Annotated in this window: 18 protein-coding genes and 1 pseudogene; 2 read left to right on the top strand and 17 right to left on the bottom strand. The window is 64.4% G+C overall.

The window, feature by feature from the left end; translation table 11 throughout:
- Window positions 1–93: 93 nt before the first annotated feature.
- Window positions 94–1,203 (bottom strand): annotated as a pseudogene (locus ACRQ5J_RS00580) (hypothetical protein); the annotation flags it as partial.
- On the bottom strand, window positions 1,092–1,766 hold the full coding sequence (locus ACRQ5J_RS00585; protein ID WP_432380671.1) for a gluconate 2-dehydrogenase subunit 3 family protein: 675 nt from the start codon (window positions 1,764–1,766) through the stop codon (window positions 1,092–1,094). The pseudogene ACRQ5J_RS00580 and the gene ACRQ5J_RS00585, both read right to left, overlap by 112 nt.
- Window positions 1,767–2,157: 391 nt before the next feature.
- Here ACRQ5J_RS00585 and ACRQ5J_RS00590 point away from each other — a divergent pair, with 391 nt between their 5' ends.
- Both ACRQ5J_RS00590 and ACRQ5J_RS00595 read left to right on the top strand, forming a co-directional pair.
- A complete protein-coding gene (locus ACRQ5J_RS00590) occupies window positions 2,158–2,640 on the top strand; it encodes a DUF3016 domain-containing protein (RefSeq protein ID WP_432380672.1) in 483 nt (160 codons plus the stop codon).
- Between the two features lie 573 nt (window positions 2,641–3,213).
- Window positions 3,214–3,726, top strand: coding sequence for a hypothetical protein (locus tag ACRQ5J_RS00595; RefSeq protein WP_432380673.1), 513 nt, complete (start codon window positions 3,214–3,216; stop codon window positions 3,724–3,726).
- A gap of 78 nt (window positions 3,727–3,804) precedes the next feature.
- Here ACRQ5J_RS00595 and ssb read toward each other — a convergent pair whose 3' ends face one another.
- The 15 genes from ssb to ACRQ5J_RS00670 form a co-directional block, all read right to left on the bottom strand.
- Window positions 3,805–4,323, bottom strand: coding sequence for a single-stranded DNA-binding protein (ssb, locus tag ACRQ5J_RS00600; protein ID WP_432380674.1), 519 nt, complete (start codon window positions 4,321–4,323; stop codon window positions 3,805–3,807).
- Between the two features lie 94 nt (window positions 4,324–4,417).
- On the bottom strand, window positions 4,418–4,765 hold the full coding sequence (locus ACRQ5J_RS00605) for a (2Fe-2S) ferredoxin domain-containing protein (protein ID WP_432380675.1): 348 nt from the start codon (window positions 4,763–4,765) through the stop codon (window positions 4,418–4,420).
- The gene (gene cobJ / locus ACRQ5J_RS00610) at window positions 4,762–5,739 is read right to left on the bottom strand and encodes a precorrin-3B C(17)-methyltransferase (protein ID WP_432380676.1); all 978 of its coding nucleotides are present in this window, start codon (window positions 5,737–5,739) and stop codon (window positions 4,762–4,764) included. Before cobJ ends, ACRQ5J_RS00605 begins: the two co-directional genes overlap by 4 nt.
- Window positions 5,736–6,143 (bottom strand): cobalamin biosynthesis protein, encoded by a 408-nt coding sequence (locus ACRQ5J_RS00615; protein WP_432380677.1) that lies wholly within the window; start codon window positions 6,141–6,143, stop codon window positions 5,736–5,738. Before ACRQ5J_RS00615 ends, cobJ begins: the two co-directional genes overlap by 4 nt.
- A complete protein-coding gene (locus ACRQ5J_RS00620; RefSeq protein WP_432380678.1) occupies window positions 6,140–6,892 on the bottom strand; it encodes a cobalamin biosynthesis central domain-containing protein in 753 nt (250 codons plus the stop codon). The genes ACRQ5J_RS00615 and ACRQ5J_RS00620 overlap by 4 nt, the downstream gene beginning before the upstream one ends.
- Window positions 6,889–7,686: a precorrin-2 C(20)-methyltransferase gene (gene cobI / locus ACRQ5J_RS00625; protein ID WP_432380679.1), complete on the bottom strand. Its 798-nt coding sequence runs from the start codon at window positions 7,684–7,686 to the stop codon at window positions 6,889–6,891. The genes ACRQ5J_RS00620 and cobI overlap by 4 nt, the downstream gene beginning before the upstream one ends.
- Window positions 7,679–8,983: a precorrin-6y C5,15-methyltransferase (decarboxylating) subunit CbiE gene (gene cbiE, locus ACRQ5J_RS00630; protein WP_432380680.1), complete on the bottom strand. Its 1,305-nt coding sequence runs from the start codon at window positions 8,981–8,983 to the stop codon at window positions 7,679–7,681. The genes cobI and cbiE overlap by 8 nt, the downstream gene beginning before the upstream one ends.
- Complete coding sequence (locus ACRQ5J_RS00635) at window positions 8,984–10,174, bottom strand: cobalt-precorrin-5B (C(1))-methyltransferase (RefSeq protein ID WP_432380681.1); 1,191 nt, start codon at window positions 10,172–10,174, stop codon at window positions 8,984–8,986.
- Window positions 10,171–10,848, bottom strand: a complete 678-nt coding sequence (locus tag ACRQ5J_RS00640; RefSeq protein WP_432380682.1) for a precorrin-8X methylmutase — start codon at window positions 10,846–10,848, stop codon at window positions 10,171–10,173. The genes ACRQ5J_RS00635 and ACRQ5J_RS00640 overlap by 4 nt, the downstream gene beginning before the upstream one ends.
- Complete coding sequence (locus tag ACRQ5J_RS00645) at window positions 10,845–11,948, bottom strand: sirohydrochlorin chelatase (RefSeq protein ID WP_432380683.1); 1,104 nt, start codon at window positions 11,946–11,948, stop codon at window positions 10,845–10,847. Before ACRQ5J_RS00645 ends, ACRQ5J_RS00640 begins: the two co-directional genes overlap by 4 nt.
- Complete coding sequence (gene cobM, locus ACRQ5J_RS00650) at window positions 11,945–12,730, bottom strand: precorrin-4 C(11)-methyltransferase (RefSeq protein WP_432380684.1); 786 nt, start codon at window positions 12,728–12,730, stop codon at window positions 11,945–11,947. Before cobM ends, ACRQ5J_RS00645 begins: the two co-directional genes overlap by 4 nt.
- Window positions 12,727–13,581: an energy-coupling factor ABC transporter ATP-binding protein gene (locus tag ACRQ5J_RS00655; protein ID WP_432380685.1), complete on the bottom strand. Its 855-nt coding sequence runs from the start codon at window positions 13,579–13,581 to the stop codon at window positions 12,727–12,729. The genes cobM and ACRQ5J_RS00655 overlap by 4 nt, the downstream gene beginning before the upstream one ends.
- Window positions 13,578–14,312 (bottom strand): cobalt ECF transporter T component CbiQ, encoded by a 735-nt coding sequence (gene cbiQ, locus ACRQ5J_RS00660; RefSeq protein ID WP_432380686.1) that lies wholly within the window; start codon window positions 14,310–14,312, stop codon window positions 13,578–13,580. Before cbiQ ends, ACRQ5J_RS00655 begins: the two co-directional genes overlap by 4 nt.
- Window positions 14,302–14,805: an energy-coupling factor ABC transporter substrate-binding protein gene (locus tag ACRQ5J_RS00665; protein ID WP_432380687.1), complete on the bottom strand. Its 504-nt coding sequence runs from the start codon at window positions 14,803–14,805 to the stop codon at window positions 14,302–14,304. Before ACRQ5J_RS00665 ends, cbiQ begins: the two co-directional genes overlap by 11 nt.
- On the bottom strand, window positions 14,802–15,485 hold the full coding sequence (locus ACRQ5J_RS00670; protein ID WP_432380688.1) for an energy-coupling factor ABC transporter permease: 684 nt from the start codon (window positions 15,483–15,485) through the stop codon (window positions 14,802–14,804). The genes ACRQ5J_RS00665 and ACRQ5J_RS00670 overlap by 4 nt, the downstream gene beginning before the upstream one ends.
- Window positions 15,486–15,526: the final 41 nt, after the last annotated feature.

Raw genomic sequence — 15,526 nt, forward strand, 5'->3', positions numbered from 1 at the left:
CAAGGTGGCGTCGCCGTTGCTGAGGAAGGCGTAGTTGCGGCCGATGGTGCCGGTCTCGGTCAGCGGGTTGTAGATCTGGCCGATGCCCGACAACATCATCAGGCGCACGTTGGCGAACTGGAAGCTCGACAGGATGACGATCTTGGCCGGCTGGAACACTTCATTCTTGTTCTCGTCGACGTAGGTGACGCCCTTGGCGGTCTTCTTGTCGGCGTGCAGGTCGACGCGGATGACGTTGGCGTTGGTGCGCATGCTGAAGTTCGGCATGCGCTTGACCACGTCCAGAATCGTCGTCTGCGGCGAGGCCTTGGAGTAGTTCAGGCATGGGTACTTGGAGCAGTAGCCGCAGTAGTTGCACGGCGCCAGCTGCGCGCCGTACGGGTTGGTCCAGGCCTGCGAGACGTTGGCCGACGGGTTAGGGAACGGGTGGTAACCCATCTTCTTGGCGGTCTCGGCAAACAGCGAGCTGTTGTAGGTGTCGTGCAGCGCCGGCAGCGGGTACGGGCTGGAGCGCGGGCCTTCGAACGGATCGCCGCCCGGCTGGATCACGCCTTTCAGGTTGCCGGTGTTGCCGGACAGGCCGCAGATCTTGTCGAACTTGTCGAAATACGGTTCGATCTCGTCCCAGGTGAACGGGAAGTCCTTGATGCGCATGTCCGGATCGAGCGTGCCGCGCTTGTAGGCGTGGTCGGCGTAGGTCTTGAGCTTGATGTCGGTGGTGGTCGGACGGATCAGCACGCCGGTCCAGTGCAGGCCGGAGCCGCCGACGCCGGTGCCGGGCGCAAACGCGCCCCACTTGCGGGTCGGCAGCGCGGTTTCGCTGTCGTTGTAGCGCACCGTCAGCGCCGCTTCGCGCGGGGTGGCGAAGACTTTGTTCTTGATCGCGTAGGCGTACTGGTCGGCTGGTTTCGGGTAGGCGAAATCTTCCGGCGGACGGTCCGGGCCGCGTTCCAGCGCGCGCACTTTCAGACCTTCCTTGGCCAGTTCGATGGCCATGATCGAGCCGGCCCAACCGAGGCCGACGATGACGACGTCGACTTCGTCGTTAGTAATGTTTGCCATGATGTTCTTTCTGTTTTTAAGCGCCGCTGTTAAGCGCGTTTGCCGCTGACGCTGACGGGACCCAACGGATACTTCACGTTGTGCGTGTCCACCCATTCGGTGAAGGCAGCGCGGGCGCCCGGGAAGCCGATCGCCACCCATGCCTTCATGTCCTTGTTGCCGCCGTACATAGGGTCGGCCAGGTAGCCGTTCTTGGCGTCGCCCAGCAGCTGGTTGAAGAACGACGACGCCTTCAGCGCCGGCTCGCCCAGGTCGGCAAAGCTGATCTCGTTCTTTTGCAGCGCGGTCAGCAGGCCATCCTTGTCGGCGTCCGACAGTTGCTCGAACTGCTTGCCGTGCTTTTGCTTGGCGTACTGCTGGGCCAGCTTGATGCCGGCCCGGTAGTTCTGCTGCGGCGTCATCGTGCCTTGGAAGCCCAGCGTCGGCGCCGGATTTTCCGGGTGCGGGCCGTCCATATAGACGTCATCGCCGAGGCCGTTGTGCAACTGCTGGTCGATAAACACCGGCACATTGGTTTCCAGCGCGCCGGGACCGCGGCCTTCGGCCGGGATCAGGCGGTCGCAGGCGGCCAGAATGAACTGCCATTCGGGCGCCGAGAAAAACACCGGCTGGTACTGGTTGAGCTGGACGTTTTCCAGGCCGTCGGCATGCGCCTGACGGACCAGAGGGATGGATGCGATGGGAACGGCCGCTGCGGTGGCCATGAGAATAGTCCGTCGCGAGGGACTGAATTTGCCTGAGGACATAGGTAGCGAATTTTGAGTTTTGGGGAGGGAGACACCCGTAAGCAAGAGGCTGCAGCGGGCGGTAAAACTTGATCTAGCGCAAAAACTGAAAACAGTTTAAAGCAGTTTTATTACATCGTCAAACTATTCATTGATAAATAGACGGCCTGACCACGCAACAATTGGCCTGACCAATTTCGGCCGAGACTATACCAGAATGTAGCGAGAATGACAGTGTGCCGACTACTTACGTAGGGATAGGCGTGGACTCATGCCAAAGCGGGATGGCGGCATATGGCCCGCCGTGGCGCGGCGCCGGACAGATAGCGTATAGTCATGCAGAATATCCTACGCACGAGAGAGAGCAGCCATGAAAACGCCCGCACTGAAAGTTGCCGCCGCTACCATGCTGGCGCTCGCCGCAGCCGGCGCCAGCGCCGAGGCCAACGTCACCTATATCAACACGGCCGAGATGACCGACGTGCCGCGGCATTACAAGGATCTGGAGACGATGGAATTCACCTTCACCGAACTGCTGAAACAGCTGTCCGGGCAACTGCCAGCCGGCCAGGTGCTGAAGGTGGAATTCCTGGACATCGACCTGGCGGGCGACGTTTTCCCACGCGTGCCGGTACGCGACATCCGCGTCACCAAAGGCCAGGCCGACTGGCCGCGCATCCATCTGCGCTACAGCATCGAGCAGGATGGCAAGGTGATCCGCAGCGGCGAGAAAAAACTGGCCGATCCGAATTACCAGCAGGGCATCAATATGTACAACCAGGATCTATACGCCTATGAAAAGCAGATGCTCGACACGTGGTTCCGTAAAGAGATCCTGCCAGCGAAGCCCTAGTGATGTAAGCACATGGCGAATTCATCCTCCCGATCCCTTGATTACGTCGACGCCATTGAAGAAATGAAATGGCCTGAACTTCGTGCACTTTGGATAAAGATTAAAGATGGCAATACACCCGGCTGGGATCCTGGGAAGGCTTTGGAACATCTAATCGTACGTGCTTTCAGGCTTTCCAAGCTGGATGCGGAGTACCCCTACGATGTCCCCCCGGCGGCAAACCGCTTGAGCAAATTGATGGCGTCATTTACTTTGAGGGACTGGTCTTTCTCGTTGAAAGCAAAGACACGAAGAGTGAAGACATCTCCGCGATTGCCAAGTTAAAAATGCAATTGGATCGTCGCCCAGCAACAGTCTTCGGTATGATTTTTCTGACAGGCCCTCTGACAATGCCAGCTATCGAACTGACTTCAATTACCCCGCCTCATCGCATTCTGCTCTGGCAGACACAGGACATTGAAGCCGCAATAAAGGCAAAAAATTTCCGGGCTGCGTTACAGCAAAAATATCGTAAGCTCTGTCGATATGGATTGATCGATGGTTCGTCTCACTGGCGTGATTTGGAGGTATGAGATGCAGACCGAAACTGCCCTGATATTTGTGGTTGAGGGTGCAAATGATGCCATGTTGCTCCGTAAAGTATTGCAACTGTGCATACCTGGCCTATCATCCCGCTTCTTTGCAGCGCAAGGCAAGATGATGCTAGCCTCGGTAGCGCGCAATATTGCAGCAGAACTCGGTAGTCCAATCATGGTGGTGGGCGATACAGACTCCCCCGACCAAGTCGAGGCTCAGCGCTTTAGAAACGATCAACTCGAAGCGCTGTCGATGCTTTTGCCACCAAATCTTGTTGATGCCTTCGCTTTCTCACCTGATCTCGATCACGTTGTTGCTGAAGCTATGCAGATAGAAATTGCAGCATCCAAGCATAAGAAGATTCAAGCGCTGGAACAGGCCGTCAGCCAGGCTTCCGCAGAACAGCTGCGCGCAGATAAGCAGTTGGGACAATTTCTACAGGCAGTCGAACGACTATGGGCAGTAATTGCGCCGGAACAGCAAACTCTCATCGAGCCAGCTGCAGTTTGATGACATGAGAACGTAAAAAAAGCGGAGCTAACTCAATAGCTCCGCTTTAGTTTCTTGCGCGGCGTGGTCTATTCGATATTAGAACGGAATATCGTCATCCATATCCGAGAAGTTCGGCGCTGGACGTGGGGCCGGGCGTGGTGCCGGGGCCGGTGGCGCCATTTGCGGACGCGGGGCCGGGGCCTGGCGCTGTGGTGGGGCTTCGTAGCCACCGCCGCCGTAGCCGCCGCCATCGTCCATGTTGTCGCCGCCGCCCATGCCGGAACGGCCGCCCAGCATCTGCATGTTTTCCGCGATGATGTCGGTTGCGTATTTCTCTACGCCGTCCTTGTCGGTGTACTTACGGGTCTGCAGGCGGCCTTCAACGTAGACCGACGAACCTTTCTTCAGGTACTGGCCGACGATTTCCGCCAAGCGGCCGAAGAACGAAATACGGTGCCACTCGGTCTGCTCTTTCTGCTCGCCGGTGTTGCGGTCTTTCGATTTGTACGAGGTCGCCACCGCGATGTTGGCGATCGCATCACCGCTAGGCATGTAGCGAATTTCCGGATCGCGACCCAGGTTGCCGACGATGATGACTTTGTTAACTGATGCCATTTTATTAAAACTCCAATGTGTTCGGCGAAAGTAGAAGTTTAGCTCACTTTTGCCCTGATACCCCCGGATTTCGTGCGCGCCGTCTTGCGAAAGCTCAAACGTCCGCCTCGCCAGCCTGGTGGAACACCAGATCCTCGACCTTCTTGCCGTTGCACAGGTGGCTGTCGATGATGCGGTCCATATTCTCCGGCGTGACGTTGTAGTACCACGTGCCGTCCGGCTGCACGCACATCACCGGCCCGCCCTTGCAGGCGGCAAAGCAGCTGACACGGCTGCGCTTGACCCGCAACGGCCCTTCGTTCAGGCCGGCGGCCTTGAACTTGTCGCCCAGGCTGTCGAACAGCGCCTGCGAAGCGCCGTCCTGGCTGCAACGCGGGCCGGTGCAGATCAGGATGTGGCGGTAATAGTTGCCGATTTTCGGCTTGACGACCGGTTCGCTCATGCTTCGCCCTCCTCGCTGGCGACAGCCTCGGCTTCCACCGGTTCCGCCAAGGTGTCGCGGATGTAGTCGGCCGGCAGGCGATGCCGCGCCGCCAGCGTGTCGATGCTGTCGCCGGCCGCGTGCTCGGCTTGCAGCGTTTCCAGCCAGCCCAGCAGGCCGGTCGACAGCGAGCGGCCCGCCTTCTCGCCTTCGCGCGTGGCGCCGCCCTCTTCCATGTCGTACTTGTTGGCGTAGCCGCGCGGCGTCACCATCAGGCCGTGGCGCACGAAGGTGTTGCTGTTGCCGATCAGGACGGTGCTGAGCATACCGATGTCGGATTCAGCCATCGCATCGAGCGTGGTGAAGACGATGTTCTGGCGACGCCGATAGCCGCTCTTGACGATGGCCACCGGCGTGTCCGGACGGCGGTGGCGCAGGAACAAACGCTGCGCCTCGACGATCTGGCGCGTGCGGCGGCCGCTTTTCGGGTTGTACAGCGCGACGACGAAATCGGCCATGGCCACCGCGTCCAGGCGGCGCGCGATGGTCGGCCATGGCGTCAGCAAGTCGGACAGCGAGATGGCGCAGAAGTCGTGCGTCAGCGGCGCGCCGACCAGCGCGGCGCAGCTGTTCAGCGCCGACGCGCCGGGGATGATTTCAACCTGCACCGCGTCGTCCGGCGTCCAGCCGGCCTGGAACAGCACCTCGTAGGTCGGTCCGGCCATGCCGTACACGCCGGCGTCGCCCGACGAAATCAGCGCCACCTTCTTGCCGGCGCGCGCCGCTTCCAGCGCGCTGACGGCGCGGTCCAGTTCTTCGGTCATCGATTTGCGGATGATCTCCTTGCCTTCGATGAGGTCCGCCACCAGCTTGATGTAAGTGACGTAACCGATGACGACGTCCGATTCCGCGATGGCGTCGCGCGCGCGTTGGGTCATGTGTTCAACCGCGCCCGGGCCGATCCCGACCAGCATGATTTTTCCTGCTTCGCTCATGGTGTTTTCCTTGCGATGGAGATGGTGGCGTTGCGGCCATCGGCTCCTTTGAGTTTATGTTTTTCGACGACCAACGCGGTCATCGGCGTATCCGGTCCTGCGGCCAGCAGCGCCGCCGCTTCACTCACCGACGGCGTGCCGGTGTATTTGCGCACCGTCTCCGACGGATGCGGCACGTCCACCGCCGCCAGTTCGTGCGCTTCGTAGAAGTGCAGCGGCCAGCCGTTTTCCTCGGCCAGCGCCAGCAGCGCCACTTCGTCCTTCTTTAGCGTGATGCTGGCGGCGGCCACCACCTGGTCGGCGCGCGCGCCGGCTGCGGTCAATGCCGCTTGCAGCGCCTCGCGCACGGTTTCCAGCAGCACGCCGCGGTCGCAGCCCAGGCCTACGGTGAACTGTGCGCTCATGCTTCCACTGGCGGGCGATACACCACCAGGCGCTCTTTCAACGCGTCCCAGCGCTCGGCCGGCACGTCGGCGTGCGTCACCCACAGCAGCGCGGCGTAGCGGTCCAGCGGCACTTCATCGAAACGCGTGAAGCGGTGGATGTTTTCCGGCAGCGGCGTCGGGCGCGTCCACCAATCCGGGCTGCCGGCTTCCTGCACGAAGGCGATTGCTTCGCCGTTGACCACGTGCGCGGACACGCGCGTGATGTTGATCTTCGGCGCCTCCACCTTCCAGCCGAGGTGGCGTCCCAGGATATCGACCGGAATCGTGCGGCCAACGTCCGACGCGGTGGTCAGCACCGGCGCCGCGCCAAGCAGGTCGGCCACGCGCTCGCTCCATTCGTTGGCGCCGCCGACGTGACCGGACAGCACGGGAATCACGTACTGGCCGGCGTCATCGACGACGATGATGCCCGGGTCTTCGTCCTTGCTGCGCAGGTGCGGCGCGATCAGGCGCACCACGGCGCCCAGCGAGACGAAGAAGATGATCTGGTCATAGCCTTCAAACAGCGGCGCGATTTCGTCGCGCAGCGCGCCGTCGTAGGCGCGCACGGTGTTGCTGGCCTGCGCGAAGGTGGCGGCGAATTTGGCCGACGTGCAGATGTCCGCTTCCGGCAGGTCGGCGGCCAGGCGCGCCGCCTGCGCGGCGCCGTGCTTGGTGATGGCGACCAGGCATACGCGCGGTGCCGGCTGATGGGTGATGGTGCTCATGCGGTCTCCAGAGGTAAAGGTTGCGGGCTGTCCTTGCGCAGGCAGCCCTTGATGCGTTCACCGCGAATGCGGTGCGGGTGTTTGATAATCAGCAGCGACAGGTAGCTCACCTTGGTGCCGCGCAGTTCAAGAATGTCGTTGCCGCTGTAGCGGCGTTCGTCCGGCGCGCCGACACGTTCGATGAAGTGGGCGCCGGCCAGCAGGTCGCGGCGCTCCATCCAGCCGATCAGGTCATCGAGGATGGGCTTCACTTTCATCAGCACCAGCGTGTCGAAGTCCGGCAGCAGGCGGTCCACCGCGCTGACGCCATAGGCGGCGGGCACGATGGCGACCGTGTCGTCCTGTTCGGAGAACGGTACCGGCACCTGCGCGCAAGCCGCCGTGAACGAATTGACGCCGGCGATGATCCTGGTCGGCACTTGCGCGTCGATGGCGTTGACGGTGCGCGCCAGGTGGCCGAAGGTGGCGTAGGTGCTGGCGTCCCCTTCAACGAGGAACAGCACGTCCCGGCCCTCGTTCAGCCATGGCAGAACGGTTTCGGCGGCCTTCAGCCATGCGCGGCCCAGCTTCTCGCCGTCGTGCGTCATCGGGAACAGCAGCTGCGTATGATGCTCCGGCGGCGCAACGCCGGCGCGCTGCACGATGTCGAAAGCGTAGCTTGGCGTCTTGCCGCTGCGCGCCGGGTAGACCCAGATGGTGTCGCGGCGTTGCAGCGCTTCCCACGCTGCGCGCGTGATCAGGCCAGGGTCGCCGGGGCCGAGCGAGATGCCCCAAAGTGTTCCGGGCTTATTCATCGCCGGCCTCCCTGCGCGCGCAGACGATCCATACCGGATTTTCGGCGGCCATGCGGTGCATATGCAGTATCGGCTTGCTGCGCGCCGCTTGCAGTTGCAGCACGTCCCAGCTGACGCCTTCCATCGCTTGCAGCGTGGCGGTAGCGGTGGCCAGATTTTCCAGCGTGACGAAATTCATTACCAGCGTGCCGTTCGGGCGCAGGCGCTGGATGATGCCGTCGATAAGCCCCGCCAGCTCGCCGCCGGAACCGCCGATGAACACCGCGTCAGGATCGGGCCACGCGTCCAGCCCTTCCGGCGCCTTGCCGAGGAACAGGCTATAGTTGCTGACGCCGAAGGCGGCATGATTCTGGCCGGCGATGGTGTAATCGGCTTCGTTCTTTTCGGTGGCATAGACGTGGCCTTGCGGGCACAGTCGCGCCGCCTCCAGGCCCACGGAGCCGGAACCGGCGCCGATGTCCCACACCACGCTGTCCGCGCGCAGCTGCATGCGCGCCAGGCTAACGGCGCGCACTTCCTGTTTAGTGATCAGGCCTTTCTCGGGCTGGCGTTGCGCGAACTCGGCGTCGGCCAGGCCAAAACGCACCGGGCGCGTGGCGGGCGTAACGCGCCACAGCAGTACCACGTTCAGCGCGGCGAACTTCATTCCGGCCGCGTGTTGCGGCGTCAGTTCGGCCAGCACGCGCTCTTCCGGTTGCAGCAGGTTTTCCGCCACCGCCATCAGGAACTCGTCGCCCAGGCCTTCAGCCAGCAGCAGGCGCGCGATGCGATCTGGCGAATTGTCAGGACTGGTCAGTATCAACAGGCGCGCATGCTGGCGCGCGGCCTGCGCCAGTGCGTACATGCCGTGCGCCGGCGTCGCGCCGCGCTGCCATTCGCCGGCGTCCTTGGCGTGGACGGAGACGATGCGCGCATCCTGCCATGCGAGGCCGATGCGCGCGCAGGCCAGCTGCAACGTCGAGAGGTTGGGCAGGATGTCCAGCGCGTCCACGCACAGGTGCTGCGCCAGATAGGGGGCTATGCCATGGCATAGCGGGTCGCCGGTGGCCAGCACCACGCAGGACAGATTGTCGGTGCGCGCGGCGCGCACCCATTCCGGTACTTCTTTCAGCTTGCCGGTGAGGTCATGGCGCACGGCGCCTTCCTTGAACTCGCGTTCCAGCAGCGCCAGCGTGCGCGCGCCGCCGATGATGACGTCCGCGTTGCGCAGCAGCGCCAGCGCGGTGCCGCTCAAGCTGGCGATGCCGTCATCGAGCACGCCGATCACGCGGCAGGGGTTGGGGTCTTTGATATTCATTCAGGCCTCTGGGAGATGATCTATGCCGACGCGGCCAGCGCTGGCGGGACGTTCTTGCGGGTCGGCGGGTGCGGACCAGACATCGGCCACCTGTACGCCGCTGAAATCGCACACCAGCACACGTAGCTGGAACTTGCGGCCGTAGCGGTCCGGCGCGGTGAGCGTGTCGATGGCGGCTTGCGCCAGCGCGTGGTGGAAGGCGTCGCCGAGGCCGCGTTCCACCATCAGCTCCGCGCCGAAGCGCGCGGTTTCGGCGGCGGCCATGGCGGCGCAATCCTCTTCGCTGGCGCCAATGCGGCGGCCGATTTCGGCCACCAGGTCGGTATCGACTTCGCTGCGGTTGGCGTGGGTGATGGTTTCGCCTTGCGCGATCTTGGTCAGCTTGCCGACCATGACGGCCATCACCACCAGCTGTATGCCCTGCGCCACCACTTCATCCAGCGCATAGCGCAGGAAGTCGCCCATCTGCACGAAGCAGGCGGCCGGCAGTTCCGGGCGCTCGGCGCGCAGCGTGGTCATGGCGAAGGTTTCGGTGCGTCCTCCGGTGGTCAGCGCCACCAGGTTATGGCCGGAGGTGGCCGCCACCTGGATGCCCTGCACGACGCTGGCGCGCCATGCGGCCGTGGAATACGGTTTGACGATGCCCGTGGTGCCAAGGATGCTGATGCCGCCCAGGATGCCGAGTCGCGCGTTGGTGGTCTTCTTTGCCATCACCTGCCCATCCGGCACGCTGACAGTGACTTCGACGCCGTGTTGCGCCAGCAGCTCGGGCGCGGCTTCGCGCAGGTTGTCGGCGATGTTCTTGCGCGGGACAGGATTGATGGCCGGACCGCCGACTTCGAGGCCCAGGCCTTTCATGGTGACCGTGCCAACGCCGTCGCCTGCCACGTAAGTGACCTCGCCGGCCTGGCCTGGCAGCAGGCGCAGGTCGACGGTCATGTGGGCGCCGTCGGTGCAGTCAGGGTCATCGCCGGCGAATTTGATGACCATGGCGTGTGCGTGGTGCTGGTCGCATTGTCCGTCGTGGATGGCGAACGTCACCCGGCTGCCGTTGGGCAGCAGGCTTTCGATTTCTTCCGGCACGCGGCCATGGGCGAGGCCCAGCACCGCCGCACGCGCGGCAGCGGCGGCACAGGCGCCGGTGGTGAAACCGGTACGGGTGCCTTTTTCGGCAGCCGTTTTTTCCTTCATGGCTGGGCCTTCTGACGGGCTTCGGCCAGCGACAGCAGCGCGTGCAATGCGGCGACCACCAGCGTGGAGCCGCCTTTGCGGCCACGGATGACGATCCATGGCACTTCGGTGAGTTCGGCCATCAGGTCTTTGGATTCGGCGGCGGAGACGAAGCCCACCGGCATGCCAACCACCAGTGCCGGCTTGACGCCTTCTTCGCGAATCAGGCGTACCAGCTCGATCAATGCGGTGGGGGCATTGCCGATGCCGACGATGGCGCCGTTCAGCAGGCCTTTGCGGTGGGCTTTGCGCATCGCCTGTACGGCACGCGTGGTGTCTTCGGCTTTGGCGGTTTCGATGACGTCGGCGTCGCTGATAAACTGGTGCGTTTTCATGCCGAAGTGGCCGAGGCGTGGTTGCGAGAGGCCGGAGCAGATCATCTCCACGTCGGCTACCACTGGGGTGCCGCCTTTGAGCATCGCGCTGATGCCGGCTTCCACTGCGTCTGCATGGAAGTCGGTCAGGCCATTGAAGTCGAAGTCGGCGTTGGCGTGGATCATGCGGCGCACGATGGGCCATTGGCCTTCGGTATAGGCGTGCGGGCCGACTTCGGCGTCGATGATGGCGAAGCTGTCATGCTCGATGACCTGACCGGCGCGGGTGAGTTGCTCGGTAACGGTGTTCACGGTGCTCATGCTGGCTGGCCTTTCGCGTGGTCGTGGTCATGGTGATGCGCGTGGTCGTGGTCGTGGCCATGCGCGTGACCATGGGCATGATCGTGGCCGTGTGCGTGGTCATGGGCGTGGTCGTGCCCGTGCGCGTGGTCATGGGCGTGGCCGTGTGCATGGTCGTGTACGTGCGCGTGGTCGTGCCCGTGCGCGTGGTCGTGCGCTTGCGCGTGGTCGTGCGCTTGCGCGGCATCGCCATGGGCGTGGCCGTGATCGTGCGTGTGGGCGTGCGAGTGGCCGTGGCCAAGATCGTGGGCGATTTCGCGATAACTGCAACCGTCGCACGGCAGGCGGCTATCCGGCACGCCGGCGCGCAGGTCTTCCACGCGCTGGTCCATCAGCTCGAAGATTTCCTTCTCAAAGCCGAAATGCTCGCCGCAGGCAAAGCGCATCTGCGGATACTGCACGCGCAGATGCTCCACCTGGCGGTGAATACGCTGCATCAGCGTACCAGTGTAGAGATAATACGGCAGCACCACAACCTGGCGCATGCCCAGCAGCACATGGCGCTGCACAACCTTCTCCAGGCGCGGCCAGGTAATGCCGGTGAACGCCAGGTCCACCAGCTCATGATCGCCCTCCTCCATCAGCCAGCGCGCCATCTTGGCCATTTCGCCATTGGCGCCGCGGTCCGACGAGCCGCGGCCCAGCACCACCACGCCGGTGGTGGTTGGATCAGGCATGTCCAGTGAATTCATCAACTTGCGCAGGCGGCGCTTCAGGATAGCCAGGATAGGATCGCAGGCCGTCAGATGCGGCGCCAGCAGGATCTCAGTCTGCGGGCAAGCGGCGCGCGCCTGCTCGATCGCTTCAGGAATCTCCATCTTCACGTGGCCGGCCGCGTTCAGGATCAGCGGCACCACCAGCACGCGGCTGGACGTCTGCGCGGCCTTCAGCAACGCGGCGTTCATCTCCGGCGGTGCGAATTCGATGAAGCATAACTCAATGCGCCAGTCCGGGCGACGCGCGCGCCACTGCTCGGTGAATTCGCGGATCTCCTGATTGCCGGAATCCTCGCGGGAACCATGGCCGACAATCAGGATGGTGTCGAAGTTAGCTGGGTTCATGCGGTCGCCTTTCTGAAACGATGGGTAAATGTTGGGTCATACAATTTGGAGCGCGCCAGGGTTTCCCAATGCAGCGCGCCCAGTGTGGGGCTGGCGACGATCATCGCCTGGCTCGCAATGCCGGCCTCCCGGCATTTCTGTTTGATGTCCGCCAGCGTGCCGCGAACGATTTTCTGCTCGCCCGGCCAACTGGCCTTGTGCACCACCATCATTGGCGCGTCTTCCGGCCAGCCGGCGGCGCGCAGGGCGGTTTCCACCTTGTGCATCAGCGTGATCGACAGGAAGATGCAGATGGTGGTGCGGTGCGCGGCCAGGCTGGCCAGGTCTTCGCCTTCCGGCATCGGCGTACGGCCTTCAACGCGCGTGAGGATGACGGTTTGCGTCACTTCCGGCAGCGTCATGGATTCGCCGGCGGCGGCCATCGAGGCCATGGCGGACGATACGCCCGGCACCACGGCCCATTCGATGCCGGCGTCGGTCAGCGGGCGCGCCAGCTCGATCAGCGCGCCATACAGTGCCGGGTCGCCGGTTTGCAGGCGCACCACGGTGGCGTGGCGGCTGGCCTGGTCGATCAACCAGGCGGTCATGTCTTCCAGCGTCATGTCCTTGGAGTCGCGGATGGCGCAGCCGGGCGGCGCGTACAGCGTGACGGCGCGGTCGACCAGGGAACCGGCGAACAGCACGGCGCCAGCCTGCGACAGCAGCTTCTGACCTTTGACAGTGATGAGTTCCGGGTCGCCGGGGCCGGCGCCGACGAACCAGATTTTTCCGAGGGTGGTCATGCGGTGGTTACTCCTGATTGTTTGAGTGCGCGCAGTTGTTCGAGCAGCGCGTCGATGCTGCGCGGCGCCGGGCCGCCTGGCAGCACGCCGAGGGCCACCAGTTCCGCGTGCAGCGCGAACGCGGCCGGCGGGCGCTGGCCGGCGGCGCGCAATGTTCCTGCTTGCGCGGCCAGTTGCTGCGCAGGGCCCGAGGCGATGCAGCGGCCGGCGGACATGATGTGAATATCGTCGGCCCAGCGCAATGCGAAGTCGATGTCGTGCGTGGACAGCAGCACCGTCACGCCGCGCGCCGCGAGCCGGTCGAGCAGTACGGCGAGTTCTTCCTGCATTGGCGCGTCGAGGCCTGCCATGGGTTCGTCCAGCAGCAGCACCTCCGGTTCCATGGCCAGGACGCCGGCAATGCAGACGCGCTTTTTCTGGCCGAAGCTTAGTTGGTGCACCGCACGGCGGGCATGGGCGCGCAAGCCTACCGCATCCAGTGCGGTAGCAACGCGCTGGCGCACCTCTTCGTCGGGCAGGCCGAGGTTCAGCGGGCCGAAGGAAACGTCTTCTTCGACCAGTGCGGAGAACAGTTGCCGGTCCGGGTTCTGGAACACCAGGCCTACGCGGCTGCGCAGCGTGGTCAGGCCGTTGCGGCTGTAGTCGAATGGCTGGCCATCATAGTGCAGCGTGCCGGCGTGGGGGCGCAGCAGGCCGTTGAGGTGCTGGAGTACCGTGGTCTTGCCGGCGCCGTTGGCGCCCAGCAGGGCGTAGCGGCGGCCGCGTTGCAGCGTGAGGCCGCACTCTTGCAGGCCGATGCTGCCGTCAGGGTAGGTGTGGCTGACGGCGCGCAGTTCTAGCAGCGCGCTCACAGGCGATCTCCTGCCGCGATGGCGAACATGATGCAGCCGGCCAGCGCGGCGATGGCTTGCTGGCGTGGCGCTTGCGGGTAGGCGGCAGGCAGGAAGCGCAGCGTGCCCTGGTAGGCGCGGGCGTCGGCGGCGCTTTGCAGCGCGGCGGCGCGCTGCCAGACCTGGACTGCCATCTGGCCGGCCAGCAGGCCGGTGGAGCGCCAGGCGTGTTTCCAGCTGCGGTAGCCCAGGCGCGAGGCTTGCGCGGTGACGCTTTCATCCCACGCCTGGCGCAGCACGAACAGCATGCGGTAGCAAAGGACCATCAGGTCGAGCAGCAGTTCGGGCGTATGCAGTCGGCGCAACAGCGCGAGCAGGTGCGGCAGCGGCGTGGTGAGGATGAGGCCCAGCAGCGCGGCCAGCATGGCCAGCGAGCGCAGGGCGGTGTGCTGGATGGTCGGCAGCATGGCTGCGGTCCAGTGCCAGCGGCCGTTTTCGTCGGGGCCGACCAGCATGGTCAGGCAGGAGAGCAGCAGGAAGCCCAGCGGCGGCAGAGCCACGGCGAGGTAGCTGCGCAGCGGCACGCGGGCGGCCAGCAGCGCGGTCAGCATCAGGATGGCGGCCAGCGTGGCCAGCGCCGCCGGGCTTTGGGCGAGCCAGGACGCGACGATGCCGGCGGCTGCGAACAGCGCCTTCGCCGACGGTGCGACATCGCGCCACCGGCTCGCATAAGCCGTCGCTTCAATCAGCACGGCGGTCCTGTGGAAGCGCTGCGGCGCCGACGTCGTGCAACGTGTCCGGTGCTACCGCCAACACGGACGCGGACGCGACGCCAGCTGCGGCGCGGGCGTCGTGCAATGTGTCCGGCGCTGCCGCCAACGTGGACGCGACGCCAGCCGCGCCGGACGCGACGGCCGGGCCGGCAGCGCTGGCGCCGCGCGCGGAGGCGCGGTCGCGGGCGACGGACAGGCCGAGCCAGAAGCCGATGACGCCGGCGCCAATGGCCGCCTGCAACGCGAACAGCAGCGAGGCGATTTCGCCGCTGGCCGGCTCGAACACCGGCGCGAACCACGGCTCGTAGCCCGGTGCGATGTCGCCGATGGCTTGCTGCGCGCGCTCGTCCGCACCGCCAAAGATCGAAGGCGCCTCCGCGCCCGGCGCGGCAGGCGGCGCGCTGACGTACAACAGCGGTAGCACGGTGATCAGCACCACACCGATGGCCAGCATCCAGTTACGCACCTTCATGCGGCCTCCTTGCGTGCGCCGATCGCCATTACCGGCAGCGCGCGCAGTTCGTGCGCATTGAAACGCACCATGGCATTCACCACCAGCACCGTCAGCAGACCTTCACTGATCGCGATCGGCACCTGCGTCAAGGCGAAAATGCCGGCGAACTTGGCGAACGACACGCCAAAGCCGCCCACCGCCGCCGGAAACGCCAGCGCCAGTTGCACGGAGGTGGTCACATACGTCGCCAGATCGCCCAGCGCCGCAGCCAGGAACACCGACACGGAACGCGACAAGCCCATGCCGCCGGCCGCGCGCAGCACGCCGTAGGACACGAATGGCCCGACGATCGCCATCGAAAACACATTCGCGCCCAAGGTGGTCAGGCCGCCGTGCGCCAGCAACAGCGCCTGGAACAGCAGCACCACAAAGCCCACCGGCACCATGGCGGCGGGGCCGAACAGGGCCGCACCGAGGCCAACCCCGGTGGGATGCGAACAACTGCCCGTCACCGACGGCAGCTTTAATGCGGAGAGCAGAAACGCGAACGCCGCCGCCACGCCCAGCAGCATGCGCCGTTCAGGATGGACTCGCAGGTCGCGGCCGATGGAGCGCAAGCCCCAGGCCAGAAAAGGCAAGGAAGCGGCTGCCCACCCCATTGCGTGCACGGGCGGCAAAAAGCCTTCCATGATGTGCATTCGAAACCTCCCGTCGAATGGTCTATACGGACACCAGGCGG

This window comes from Duganella sp. P38 (assembly GCF_050859475.1).
Lineage (GTDB): Bacteria > Pseudomonadota > Gammaproteobacteria > Burkholderiales > Burkholderiaceae_D > Rugamonas.